We start from the raw sequence: 12,500 nt of genomic DNA, 5'->3' as shown, positions 1-12,500 counted from the left end.
ATCGTGTCAAACGACACAGGCCGCCCCCGCGTGACTACTGCAACTTCCGTAGGCCGATATCGACTTGCGCCTGGCGGAAGAACTACTTCAGGCGTGCCATCAGCGCGTGCTCGACCAGGGTGATCAGGCCGCTCTTGGCATCCGCCCGGTGCCGGGCGTCCGTCGTGATGATGGGTGCGTCGGGCCCGATCTGGAGTGCCTCGCGTACTTCGTCGGGGGTGTAGGGCTGGTGTCCGTCGAAGCCGTTGAGGGCGATGACGAAGGGGAGCCCGCTGTTCTCGAAGTAGTCGACGGCGGGGAAGCAGTCGGCGAGGCGGCGGGTGTCGACGAGGACGACGGCGCCGATGGCGCCGCGTACCAGGTCGTCCCACATGAACCAGAAGCGGTCCTGGCCGGGCGTACCGAAGAGGTACAGGATCAGGTCCTGGTCGAGCGTGATGCGGCCGAAGTCCATCGCGACGGTGGTCGTCGTCTTGTCCCCGGTGTGGGTCAGATCGTCGATGCCCGCCGAGGCGGACGTCATGACGGCCTCGGTGCGCAGCGGGTTGATCTCCGACACGGCCCCGACGAACGTGGTCTTGCCCACGCCGAAGCCGCCCGCCACCACGATCTTCGCCGAGGTGGTGGCGCGGCCCGTACCGCCGCTAGAGCTTGCGAAGTCCACTGAGCACCCTTTCGAGCAGTGTCACATCCGGCGCGCCGCCGGCCTCTCCGTTGCCCGGCTGGTGGATGGCCACCATGCCGGCTTCCGCCAGGTCCGCCACCAGGATCCGGGCGACGCCGAGCGGCATCGACAGCAGCGCCGACACCTCCGCCACCGACTTGACCTCACGGCAGAGGTGGCAGATCCGCTGGTGCTCGGGGAGCAGGGTCCCCAGATGCGCGGGGTCTGCCGTCGTGCTGACCAGTGCCTCTATCGCGAGCTGGTAGCGCGGCCGGGTCCGGCCGCCGGTCATGGCATAAGGACGAACCAGCGGCTGGTCGCCTTCCCCGTCGTACGACGCGTGGTGCAGTGCGCCGTACGGATCGGGTGAGGCGGGTGGCGGGGTCATGAATCCTCCGGGCGTGACAGCAGGTTCTCGGCTTGCCGTCTGCAAGGGGCCGGTGAGGGGACTAAAGCGGCCTGACGGGTGAGGGTTATGGGCATTACCTGGGGGGATCGTGTCGTGAATCCGCTGGATGGCCGCCTAGTGGAGCAGACTTCCTTGGAGTTCGGCGCGGAGGTCGGGCGTGAGGACGGTGCCCGCACGGTCGACCAGGAGGGCCATTTCGTACCCGACCAGACCGATGTCGGCGTCCGGGTGGGCCAGAACGGCCAGTGACGAACCGTCGGAGATGGACATGAGGAAGAGGAATCCCCTCTCCATCTCCACAACCGTCTGACTGACGGCGCCGCCCTCGAAGATCCGGGACGCACCCGCGGTCAGCGAGGTGAGACCGGACGCGACCGCCGCGAGCTGGTCGGCGCGGTCGCGCGGGAAACCTTCGGACATCGCCAGCAGCAGGCCATCCGCGGAGACCACCACCGTGTGGGAAACCCCTGGGGTGTTGTCCACGAAGTTGGTGATCAGCCAGTTCAGATTCTGCGCGGCCTGACTCATGGGGCTCAACTAACGCTCCTGCTGGTGAGTGGGGCCGAGATGGATACTGCCGGTCTGCGGGCCGTTGTTGGCCTGCCGACCCTGCTGGATGCCCCGGCGGAGATTGGTCAGACGACCGCGCACGTCATCGGGCGCGCGCGAAACCTGTGGTCCGGACTGGTGATTCTGCTGCTGTGCGGTCCCCGGAACCAAATTGGCGCGGGGAACACGGCGGGGCAGCCCGGAAGTGGTGACCCCGCCGGCGGCGGGCTTCTTGACCCGTTCGGCCTGGCGTACGAGCTCGTCGTTGGGCGAGGCCCGCCACGAACTGGTGACCGAGGAGTCGGCCGCACCACGCCGAGGCATGGGCGGGACCGGCACATCGGAGGAGTCCGGAGCGGCCGGCGCCTGCGGTTCGGCGGGCGGCTGCTGGCCGCCCTGACCCGGACCGTGGAACCAGTTCGTCTCCAGGGTGTCGTACAGCGGCGTACGGCCGTCCCCGGGACCGGCCGGCGGCAGGGCCTCCGGCTGCTGGGGCTGGAGCGGCAGCGCCGGACGGTACGGCGGAGCCTCGCCCGCCGGGGAGGCGGACGGCAGCGGCGCACCGAAGTCGTTGCCCTCCGAACCGCGCTGACGCGGCGCGGGCAGCTGCTGCCCCTGGTCGTACTGCCCCTGGCCCAGCTGGTTCTGGCCCAGCTGGTTCGGGTCCTGCTGCTGCGGGACACCGAAGTCGGGCCGCGCGAACTGCGCGGTGCTCGCCGGGTCCTGGCCCTGCGGAACGCCCTGCGGGTACGACCGGTCCGGGGAAGCCCTCGGCGCCGAGAAGTCGGGCCGGGCGAACTCGGAGGTGGCGCCGGGGCCCTGGCGGTCGTCCGACGGCCGCTGGTTCGGCGGGGCGTTGAACGACCGGTCCTGGCCGAGGTCCGCCGGACGGGCGAACTGCCCGGTCGCGTCGTGCTCCTCGTGACCGCGCGGCGTGTCCGCGCCCCAGCTGGTGGCCGCCGGCCGCTGCGGCTGCGGGTTGCCCCCGGGCAGCTCGGCACGCGGTCCACCGGGCGGCGGCAGCTGACGGCCGGGGCCGCCGGGCTGCTGGAAACCACCCTGGGCGGGGCCGCCCTGCCCCTGACGGCCCTGGGGCTGCTGCGCTCCGGGGGCCTGCTGGTTCTGCTGGTTCGACTGGTTCTGCCAGCCGGACGGGTTCTGCGGGTTCTGCGGTGCGAACTGACCCGGGCGCCCGTTCTGCCCGGGGGAGGGCGGAGCGCCGTGCCCGAACAGGTTGGTCGCGTCACCGCGGCCCGGGGCCTCGCCCTGCGGGCCGCCCTGGCCGCCGCGGGCGCCGAGCCGGGCGCTGTTGCCGAAGGCGCCGGAGAGGCCGCCGCCCTGGCGCTGGGGCGCCGGACCCTGACCGGGGAAGTCCTGGCCCGGTCCGCCGTTGTCCGGCTGGCCGCCGCCCTGAGGGTCCTGCGGACGGCCCGCACCGGTCTCCCGGGCCGGCAGTGCCGCCCGGGGACCCGCGCCCGCGCCGACCTGGCCGCGCTGGGCGCCCGGTCCACCGCCGAGGCTCTTGGCGCCCGGACCGGCCGGTCCGCCGCCCAGGCCCGCGCGCTGGCCGTTGCCGGCGCCGTTCCCGCTGCCCGCGAGCAGACCGCCCGGGGCGCCGGGCTGCTGTCCGGGGCCCTGCTTGGACGGGGGCTGCTTGCCGCCGTGCGCGACGTCGACGGGCAGCATGACCAGGGCGGTCGTACCACCGGAGTCGGAGGGGCGCAGCTGGATCCGGATGCCGTGACGCAGCGACAGCCGGCCGACCACGAACAGACCCATGCGGCGGGAGACGGAGACGTCCACGGTGGGCGGCTGCGCGAGCCGCTCGTTGATCGCGGCGAGGTCCTCGGGGGAGAGGCCGATGCCGGTGTCGTGGATCTCGACGAGCACGCGCCCGTCGGGCAGCGCGTGACCGGTGACCTTGACCTTCGTCTGCGGCGAGGAGAACGACGTCGCGTTCTCCAGCAGCTCGGCGAGCAGGTGCACGAGGTCGTTGACGACCCGGCCCGCGACCTCGGTGGCGGGCACCCCGGACAGCTCGATGCGCTCGTACTGCTCCACCTCGGAGGCGGCGGCACGGAGCACGTCGACCAGCGGGACGGGCCGGGTCCACCGGCGTCCCGGCTCCTCGCCCGCGAGGACGAGGAGGTTCTCGCCGTTACGGCGCATACGGGTCGCGAGGTGGTCGAGCTTGAAGAGCGAGGACAGCTGGTCCGGGTCGGCCTCGCGGGCCTCCAGCTCGGAGATGAGCGAGAGCTGGCGCTGGATGAGGCCCTGGGAACGGCGCGAGAGGTTGGTGAACATCGCGTTGACGTTGCCCCGGAGGAGGGCCTGCTCGGCGGCGAGGCGGACGGCCTCGCGGTGCACGTCGTCGAAGGCCGCGGCCACCTGGCCGATCTCGTCCCGGGAGTGCACGCCGACCGACTCGACGGAGGTGTCGACGTCCTGCGGGTCGGTCTCGGAGAGCTGCTTGACGAGCTCGGGCAGCCGGTCCTGGGCGACCCGGGTGGCGGTGTCCTGCAGACGCCGCAGCGAACGGATCATGGAGCGGGCCACCACGAAGGCGCCGACGAGCGAGACGCCGAGCACGACGAGGATGACCGCGCCGTTGATGATCGCCTCGCGCTGGGAGGCCTGGCGCAGCTCGCGGGCCTTGGCCTCCATGTCGCTGAGGAGGGTGGCCTCGATCGTCTCCATGGCCTTGATCTTGATGGTGCTCTGGTCGTACCAGTCCAGGTACGACCGGACCTGCTTGCCCTCGATCCCGTTCGTGGTGTCCAGGATCCGCTTGGCGTACATGTTCCCGGCGTTGATCTCCGGGTTGCCGTTGTCCAGGGGAGCCATCAGCTCCTCGGCGCTCTCCCCGGTCGTCCCGTAGATCGTCTTGAACGAGGTGAGGGCCCGGGACTCCTTGGCGAGGGCGTTGGAGCCGAACTGCCGGTCGTTCGGGTTGAGGTGCGGTTCCTTCACCGGCCCGCCCGGCAGCGCCGCGGCGATGACCGCTCGCTGGACCGAGGCGTACTCCTTGGCGGAGGAGAACGCCGCCAGGGCCCGGGTCCGCTTGATCATGTCCGGGTTGCTGGTCGCCTGCGCCATGTCCTGCGAAAGGCTCAGCAGCGAGGTGATCAGCTGGTTGTACTGGTCGATGGTGTTGAGGCTCGGGGCGCCCTCTTCGTACGCCGTCTTGCGGATCGTACGGATGGTGCCGAGCTGGGAGGCGATCTGCGAGATGCTCGCGTGGATGCTGTCGAGCGCCTCGTCGCCCTCGGAGTCACCGATCGAGTCGGTCTCGTCGAGGAAGGCGTCCTTGGCCCGGTCGGTCTTGTCCCGGGGCCCGGCGACCTTGTAGTCGGTGGGCTTGGACTTGTTGGACAGCGGACCGGCCGACTGGTCGCGCTCCATCTGGAGCGCCTGGGCGAGCGTGGTCGCCTGCTTGGTCATCTTGGTCAGCAGCTGCATGTGCTGCAGCTGCTGGCTGTCGTTCATGGACTCGTTGATCCGCAGACCGCCCAGGCTGGTCGCGGCGACCACGGGAAGGGCGAGGAGCGAGACCAGTCGCGTGCTGATGCGCCAGTTACGGAGCGCTATGCGCGAACCCGTGTCGACCGGGCCGCGCGGTTGTGCGGGCGTGTTCGGCTCCGCGCCGCCGCTCGTCGTGGAGCCCGAGCGCTGCGCGCGGTCGCTGTTGTCGCCGGCAGCGGCCGGCCCGGGGTTCTGGGCGTGCTGGGGCGAGGAACCGCGGTCGGTCCCGCCGCGCGGCTCCTGTTCCGCCGGAGCGCTGCCATCCCTCTTGAAACGTCCCTGCACTAGCGTCGCAACCTCTGGACCAGGCGTCCCGCCCGCGTGTGCGGACAAGAACGGTGTCGGCGTCGTGGGGCGCTGGACGCGCCCCATGGGTGGTCGTGTGAGTGACCGGCGTACTTCCCCCTCCCGCCGCCACTCGGCGCTGCGTTGCGCCCCTGCGCGCCGGCCTGAAACCCGCGGCGGTGCGTGGAATTCCAGCACAGTGCAGGATCTCCAACAAGGGCCATGTACCGGGCTGTGACCTGCGTGACACGTTGTGATGGGCGGGTAACAAACGGTGGAGAGTGATCGTGGTTAAAACGGACTATTACGGAGGACTCACCTAGGGGCGGGGGGTGTCCCAGACGCGATGATCAGGAGCGGAATAGTGGATTCAGTGATGCATTGTCCGTTTTCTGGACCATGGCCTACTGTCCGTAATGGGTCAATTGTCGATTAGTTCGTGAGCAAACTCACATGATGATCGTCGCCTCATCCCGGCTCCGGCGGGGAATCGGATGTTTAGCCTGACGCTTTACAGGGATGGCGAATCCGACAAGCCGGCGCCGCGACGAGCGACGCCCTCACCGACAGGGTCCTGACGGCAGATGAAGACGACGACGATGTTCCGCAACATTGCCAACCCCCGGCGCACCACGCTGGCGCACCTCAAGGATGCCGAAGCGCTGCGGACGCCCCCCCAGCCGGAGCACGCCGCCGACCTGCCGACCGTGACGGCCAACCCGCGCCGCACCATCCTGATGGAAGCCCCGGTCACGGTCGCTCAGTAGCCGTCACCGGCAGACGCGAGCTGTGCCCCTCCCACGGCGTTAGCCTGGAGCGTCAGTCTTCAGTCAGCCAGCAAGTGAGGGGCGACAGCATCCCGTGCGCATCGCCAGGTTCTCCATCGACGGCAATGTCGCCTTCGGCGCCGTCGAGGGACAGGGCACCGTGGAATCCGGTGACCTCGTCCTCGACATCATCAAGGGCATTCCGTACGCCGACTTCGAGCTCTCGGGCACCAAGGTCCCACTGAACAAGGTCCGGCTGCTGCCCCCCGTGCTCCCCAACAAGGTCGTGGCCATCGGCCGCAACTACGCGGAGCACGCCGCCGAACTCGGCCACGAGGTGCCCGACGCGCCGATCACCTTCTTCAAGCCCACCACCTCGGTGATCGGCTCCGGCGACGCGATCGAGTACCCCTCCTTCTCGAACGACCTGCACTACGAGGCCGAGCTGGCCGTGGTCATCGGCCGCATGTGCCGCGAGGTCCCCCGCGAGCGCGTGCGTGACGTCATCCTCGGTTACACCTGCGCCAACGACGTCACCGCCCGCGATGTGCAGCAGCGCGAGAAGCAGTGGGCCCGCGCCAAGGGCTTCGACACCTCCTGCCCGCTGGGCCCCTGGGTGGAGACCGAGGTGGACCCCCACGACCTCACCATCCAGGCGACGGTCAACGGCGAGCAGCGGCAGCTCGGCCGCACCAGCGACATGGTCCGCTCCATCGAGGACCTGATCGTCCACATCACGGAGGCCATGACGCTGCTCCCGGGCGACGTGATCCTCACGGGCACCCCCGCGGGGGTCGGACCCCTGCACATCGGCGACGAGGTCGCCGTCACCATCGAAGGCATCGGCACTCTCACCAACAAGGTGATCAAGCGTGGCTAACGCACCTTTCCCCAAGCTCTCGGCTCCGCTCGACCAGGGGAGGCCCCATCGCGTCCGTTTCTGTCCCTCCCCGACCGGCAACCCCCACGTGGGCCTGGTCCGGACGGCGCTCTTCAACTGGGCCTTCGCCCGGCACCACCAGGGCACCCTGGTCTTCCGGATCGAGGACACCGACGCGGCGCGCGACTCCGAGGAGTCCTACCAGCAGCTGCTCGACTCGATGCGCTGGCTGGGCCTGGACTGGGACGAGGGCCCCGAGACCGGCGGCCCGCACGCCCCCTACCGCCAGTCGCAGCGGATGGACCTGTACAAGGACGTCGCCGAAAAGCTGCTCGCCGCCGGGTACGCCTACCCCTGCTACTGCACCACCGAGGAGCTGGACACCCGCCGCGACGCCGCCCGCGCCGCCGGGAAGCCGTCCGGCTACGACGGCCACTGCCGCGACCTCACCGACGAGCGCAAAGCCGCGTACGAGGCCGAGGGCCGCAGCTCGATCGTCCGCTTCCGGATGCCCGACGAGGCCATCACCTTCACCGACCTGGTCCGCGGCGACATCACCGTCCAGCCGGAGAACGTCCCGGACTACGGCATCGTCCGCGCCAACGGGGCCCCGCTCTACACGCTGGTCAACCCGGTCGACGACGCGCTGATGGAGATCACCCACGTCCTGCGCGGCGAGGACCTGCTCTCCTCCACCCCGCGCCAGATCGCCCTGTACCGGGCGCTCATCGAGCTGGGCATCGCCAAGGACACCCCCGCCTTCGGCCACCTGCCGTACGTCATGGGCGAGGGCAACAAGAAGCTCTCCAAGCGCGACCCGCAGGCCTCGCTCAACCTCTACCGCGAGCGCGGGTTCCTCCCCGAGGGCCTGCTGAACTACCTCTCGCTGCTGGGCTGGTCGATCGCCGAGGACCGCGACATCTTCTCGATGGACGAGCTGGTCGCCGCGTTCGACATCAAGGACGTCAACGCCAACCCGGCCCGCTTCGACCTCAAGAAGTGCGAGCACATCAACGCCGAGCACATCCGCATGCTGGATGTGAAGGCCTTCACCGAGGCCTGCGGCCCCTGGCTGCGGGCCCCCTTCGCCCCCTGGGCCCCGGAGGCGTTCGACGCGGAGAAGTGGACGCGGATCGCCCCGTACGCCCAGACCCGGGTCACGGTGCTCTCCGACATCACCGACAACGTCGACTTCCTCTTCCTCGACGAGCCGGTGGAGGACGAGGCGTCCTGGACCAAGGCGATGAAGGGCGACCCGGTGGCCCTCCTGACCACGGCCCGCGCCAACCTGGAAGCGGCCGACTGGAGCGACCCGGAGTCCCTGAAGAACGCCGTCCTCACCGCCGGCGAGGCCCACGGTCTCAAGCTCGGCAAGGCCCAGGCCCCGGTCCGCGTCGCCGTCACCGGCCGCACCGTCGGCCTGCCGCTCTTCGAGTCCCTGGAGATCCTGGGCCGCGACAGGAGCCTGGTCCGCGTCGACGCGGCGCTGGTCAAGCTGACCGCGTAAGCGACGAAACACCTTCGAGGAGGGCCGCAGCCGACCGGCTGCGGCCCTCCTCGGCTTTTCGCCTCCTCGGCCGACCGCCTGCGACTACCGTGAGATCCATGCCGATCCGCGCCGTGCTCTGGGACATCGACGACACGATCTTCGACTACGCGAATGCCGACCGCATCGGTATGCGGCAGCACCTGGAGCGTGAGGGGCTGCCCGAGGCGTACGTCTCGGTCGAGGTGGCCCTCGACGCCTGGAAGGCGCTGAGCGTTCGGCACTGGACCCGGATGACCGCCGGTGAGACCGACTTCCGAGGACAGCGGAGGGACCGGGTGCGGGAGTTCCTCTCCCGCGATCTGGAGGATGCCGAGGCCGAGGCGTGGTTCGGCCGTCACGCCGCCCACTACGAGGCCGCCTGGGCGCTCTTCCCGGACGTCCTGCCGGTGCTCGACCTGCTGGCCCGTGACTACCGCCACGGAATCCTGTCCAACGCCAACACCGACCACCAGCAGCACAAGCTGACCGCGCTCGGCATCCGGGACCGCTTCGAAGCGATGGTCTGCGCGGTCGAGCTGGGGATCTCCAAGCCGGAGGCCGGCGCCTTCCACGCGGCCTGCGAGGCGCTCGCACTGGAGCCGCACGAGGTGGCGTACGTCGGCAACGAGCCCGACATCGACGCCGGCGGAGCTGTCGCCGCCGGGTTGACCGGTATCTGGCTCGACCGGCGGAGCAGCGGCGGGAGGCCGGATCTCGTGACGATCACCGGGCTCGACCAGCTCCCCGGTCTGTTGGCGGGCAATACCCGTTTTGGAGCGCCGGACACCTTCGGGTAATGTTCTTTCTGCGCCGCCCGAGCGGGCCGAAAGATCCGGCCGGGAAGCGCAGACAGAGATCAATCCCCACCAGGGGTTGCATTTCAGTGGGCTATGGTGTAATTGGCAACACTACGGTTTCTGGTACCGTCATTCTAGGTTCGAGTCCTGGTAGCCCAGCGCAAGACCAAGCAGTACGAGCAAGATCAGCAAGACAAGCCCCCGTTGTGTAGCGGCCTAGCACGCTGCCCTCTCACGGCAGTAGCGCCGGTTCGAATCCGGTCGGGGGTACAGATCCTTCCCGCGAGAACATCATGGGTCGCACCCATCGCTCTCGATGCAGGATCGCTAGGGCCCCCGTTGTGTAGCGGCCTAGCACGCTGCCCTCTCACGGCAGTAGCGCCGGTTCGAATCCGGTCGGGGGTACTTGTCACACCATGGGCTATGGTGTAATTGGCAACACTACGGTTTCTGGTACCGTCATTCTAGGTTCGAGTCCTGGTAGCCCAGCGCAAGTCAGCAGTAAACACGCCCCCGTTGTGTAGCGGCCTAGCACGCTGCCCTCTCACGGCAGTAGCGCCGGTTCGAATCCGGTCGGGGGTACAACAGAGCAGTACGGGAAGGCCCTTCACTCCGGTGGAGGGCCTTCCCGCTTGTCCGGAGCGGGATGCCCCGTGCCAAGTGGCCCGCCCGGCAGCGTAGTTGCGCCCGGTGGGGAAGCCCCGGAAAAGGAGAAAGGGCCGCCACGACGCTGGGGCGGCCTTCGGGGAGTGCGGTCAGGAGGAAGGGGTGTGCCGCGGGTCAGCCCGTGCGGCGGAGAGCCTCGCTCAGCCGTGCCGCCGAGTCGATGACCGCCTGGGCGTGCATCCGGCCCGGGTGGCGGGTCAGCCGCTCGATCGGCCCGGAGACCGAGACCGCGGCGACCACCCGGTTCGACGGGCCGCGCACCGGGGCCGAGACCGAGGCGACGCCCGGCTCCCGCTCGCCGATCGACTGGGCCCAGCCCCGCCGCCGTACGCCGGAGAGCGCCGTCGCCGTGAACCTGGCGCCCTGGAGACCCCGGTGCAGACGCTCCGGCTCCTCCCAGGCCATCAGGATCTGGGCGGAGGAACCCGCCTTCATTGTGAGGGTCGAGCCGACCGGCACCGTGTCCCGGAGCCCGGACAGCCGTTCCGCCGCGGCCACGCAGATGCGCATGTCGCCCTGCCGGCGGTAGAGCTGCGCGCTCTCGCCGGTGATGTCGCGCAGGTGGGTGAGCACCGGTCCGGCCGTGGCCAGCAGGCGGTCCTCGCCCGCCGCGGCTGCCAGTTCCGACAGTCGGGGGCCGAGAATGAACCGGCCCTGCATGTCCCTCGCCACCATCCGGTGGTGTTCCAGTGCCACGGCCAGTCGATGGGCCGTGGGCCGTGCGAGCCCGGTCGCCGCGACCAGCCCGGCGAGGGTGGCCGGACCGGACTCCAGGGCGCTCAATACCAGAGCTGCCTTGTCGAGAACGCCGACGCCGCTAGAGTTGTCCATACGACGATACTCCCGTCTCACTCTGTGAAACGCAAGTTCAATTTTCGGCGGAAATTGCGAACCTGTACGGGCGGCCGCACAACGGCTCGTAGCCACCGCCCCGCACGGGGGTCCGGACGGAGGCGCACCGAATCTCTAGTTGGGCCGGCGAAGACGCCGGCCGGAGGGAAAGCGATGGGTAGGACACTCGCGGAGAAGGTCTGGGACGACCATGTCGTCCGACGCGCGGAGGGCGAGCCCGACCTCCTCTTCATCGATCTGCACCTGCTGCACGAGGTGACCAGCCCGCAGGCCTTCGACGGGCTGCGCAAGGCCGGACGTCCGGTGCGACGCCTCGACCTGACCATCGCCACCGAGGACCACAACACCCCGACCATCGACATCGACAAGCCGATCGCCGACCCGGTCTCGCGCATCCAGCTGGAGACCCTGCGCAAGAACTGCGCGGACTTCGGCGTCCGGCTGCACCCGCTGGGCGACGTCGAGCAGGGCGTGGTGCACGTGGTGGGCCCGCAGCTGGGTCTGACCCAGCCCGGCACCACCGTGGTCTGCGGTGACTCCCACACCTCCACGCACGGCGCGTTCGGCGCGCTGGCGTTCGGCATCGGCACCAGCCAGGTGGAGCACGTCCTCGCCACCCAGACGCTGCCGCTGGCCCGCCCGAAGACCATGGCCATCACCGTCGAGGGCGAACTGCCCGACGAGGTCACCGCGAAGGACCTGATCCTGGCGATCATCGCCCGGATCGGCACCGGCGGCGGCCAGGGCTACATCCTCGAATACCGCGGCTCCGCCATCGAGAAGCTCTCGATGGAGGCCCGGATGACCATCTGCAACATGTCGATCGAGGCCGGCGCCCGCGCGGGCATGATCGCCCCCGACGCCACCACCTTCGACTACCTCGAGGGCCGCGACCACGCCCCCGAGGGCGAGGACTGGGACGCCGCCGTCGCGTACTGGAAGACCCTGCGCTCCGACGACGACGCGGTGTTCGACGCCGAGGTCGTCATCGACGCCACCGAACTGGCCCCGTTCGTCACCTGGGGCACCAACCCCGGCCAGGGCGCGCCCCTGTCGGCCAATGTCCCCGACCCGGCTTCGTACGAGGACGCCTCGGAGCGCTTCGCCGCCGAAAAGGCCCTGGAGTACATGGGGTTGACCGCCGGGCAGCCGCTGCGTGACATCAACGTCGACACCGTCTTCGTGGGTTCGTGCACCAACGGCCGCATCGAGGACCTGCGCAACGCAGCGTCGATCCTGGAGGGCCGCAAAGTCGCGAGAGGGGTACGGATGCTGGTCGTGCCCGGCTCGGTCCGGGTCGCGCTCCAGGCCGTCTCCGAGGGCTTGGACAAGGTGTTCACCGAGGCCGGCGCCGAATGGCGGCACGCGGGTTGTTCGATGTGCCTCGGTATGAACCCCGACCAGCTGGCCCCCGGCGAGCGCTCCGCCTCCACTTCGAACCGCAACTTCGAGGGCCGGCAGGGCAAGGGCGGCCGCACCCACCTGGTCTCGCCCCAGGTCGCCGCCGCCACCGCGGTGCTGGGCCATCTGGCCTCGCCCGCCGACCTGTCCGACGCCCGTACCCCCGCCGGAGTCCGATAG

General features: G+C 69.9%; 10 protein-coding genes and 5 tRNA genes. 10 read left to right on the top strand and 5 right to left on the bottom strand.

Going from position 1 to position 12,500, the window contains the following annotated elements:
• Positions 1-82: 82 nt before the first annotated feature.
• The 4 genes from N7925_RS08645 to N7925_RS08630 all read right to left on the bottom strand — a co-directional run bounded on the left by N7925_RS08645 (position 83) and on the right by N7925_RS08630 (position 5,429).
• Complete coding sequence (locus tag N7925_RS08645; RefSeq protein ID WP_003966011.1) at positions 83-664, bottom strand: GTP-binding protein; 582 nt, start codon at positions 662-664, stop codon at positions 83-85.
• Positions 645-1,052, bottom strand: coding sequence for a DUF742 domain-containing protein (locus N7925_RS08640; protein ID WP_003966010.1), 408 nt, complete (start codon positions 1,050-1,052; stop codon positions 645-647). Before N7925_RS08640 ends, N7925_RS08645 begins: the two co-directional genes overlap by 20 nt.
• 135 nt (positions 1,053-1,187) lie before the next feature.
• Positions 1,188-1,601 carry a roadblock/LC7 domain-containing protein gene (locus tag N7925_RS08635; protein WP_006127850.1) on the bottom strand — a complete coding sequence of 138 codons (414 nt, stop codon included), beginning with the start codon at positions 1,599-1,601 and terminating at the stop codon, positions 1,188-1,190.
• Positions 1,602-1,610: 9 nt separating this feature from the next.
• Positions 1,611-5,429, bottom strand: a complete 3,819-nt coding sequence (locus N7925_RS08630) for a sensor histidine kinase (RefSeq protein WP_274343524.1) — start codon at positions 5,427-5,429, stop codon at positions 1,611-1,613.
• A 584-nt stretch (positions 5,430-6,013) separates the two neighbouring features.
• On the opposite strand from N7925_RS08630, the gene N7925_RS08625 reads away from it, so the two are divergent.
• The 9 genes from N7925_RS08625 to N7925_RS08585 all read left to right on the top strand — a co-directional run bounded on the left by N7925_RS08625 (position 6,014) and on the right by N7925_RS08585 (position 9,983).
• Complete coding sequence (locus N7925_RS08625) at positions 6,014-6,196, top strand: hypothetical protein (protein ID WP_265599092.1); 183 nt, start codon at positions 6,014-6,016, stop codon at positions 6,194-6,196.
• 94 nt (positions 6,197-6,290) lie between these two features.
• Positions 6,291-7,076 (top strand): fumarylacetoacetate hydrolase family protein, encoded by a 786-nt coding sequence (locus N7925_RS08620; protein WP_265599091.1) that lies wholly within the window; start codon positions 6,291-6,293, stop codon positions 7,074-7,076.
• Complete coding sequence (gene gltX, locus N7925_RS08615; protein ID WP_274343523.1) at positions 7,069-8,583, top strand: glutamate--tRNA ligase; 1,515 nt, start codon at positions 7,069-7,071, stop codon at positions 8,581-8,583. The genes N7925_RS08620 and gltX overlap by 8 nt, the downstream gene beginning before the upstream one ends.
• A 98-nt stretch (positions 8,584-8,681) precedes the next feature.
• Positions 8,682-9,401, top strand: a complete 720-nt coding sequence (locus N7925_RS08610) for an HAD family hydrolase (protein WP_265599089.1) — start codon at positions 8,682-8,684, stop codon at positions 9,399-9,401.
• An 87-nt stretch (positions 9,402-9,488) separates the two neighbouring features.
• Positions 9,489-9,560 (top strand) — tRNA-Gln (locus N7925_RS08605).
• Between the two features lie 38 nt (positions 9,561-9,598).
• Positions 9,599-9,671: transfer RNA gene (locus tag N7925_RS08600), tRNA-Glu, on the top strand.
• A gap of 62 nt (positions 9,672-9,733) precedes the next feature.
• Positions 9,734-9,806 (top strand) — tRNA-Glu (locus tag N7925_RS08595).
• Between the two features lie 12 nt (positions 9,807-9,818).
• Positions 9,819-9,890: transfer RNA gene (locus N7925_RS08590), tRNA-Gln, on the top strand.
• Between the two features lie 20 nt (positions 9,891-9,910).
• Positions 9,911-9,983 (top strand) — tRNA-Glu (locus tag N7925_RS08585).
• A gap of 198 nt (positions 9,984-10,181) precedes the next feature.
• On the opposite strand, the gene ndgR is transcribed toward N7925_RS08585, so the two are convergent.
• The gene (gene ndgR / locus N7925_RS08580) at positions 10,182-10,898 is read right to left on the bottom strand and encodes an IclR family transcriptional regulator NdgR (RefSeq protein WP_003966003.1); all 717 of its coding nucleotides are present in this window, start codon (positions 10,896-10,898) and stop codon (positions 10,182-10,184) included.
• Between the two features lie 174 nt (positions 10,899-11,072).
• On the opposite strand from ndgR, the gene leuC reads away from it, so the two are divergent.
• The gene (gene leuC, locus N7925_RS08575; protein WP_274343522.1) at positions 11,073-12,500 is read left to right on the top strand and encodes a 3-isopropylmalate dehydratase large subunit; all 1,428 of its coding nucleotides are present in this window, start codon (positions 11,073-11,075) and stop codon (positions 12,498-12,500) included.

Source organism: Streptomyces sp. CA-278952 (assembly GCF_028747205.1).
Classification (GTDB): domain Bacteria; phylum Actinomycetota; class Actinomycetes; order Streptomycetales; family Streptomycetaceae; genus Streptomyces.
This window is presented reverse-complemented; position numbering and strand designations above follow the sequence as displayed.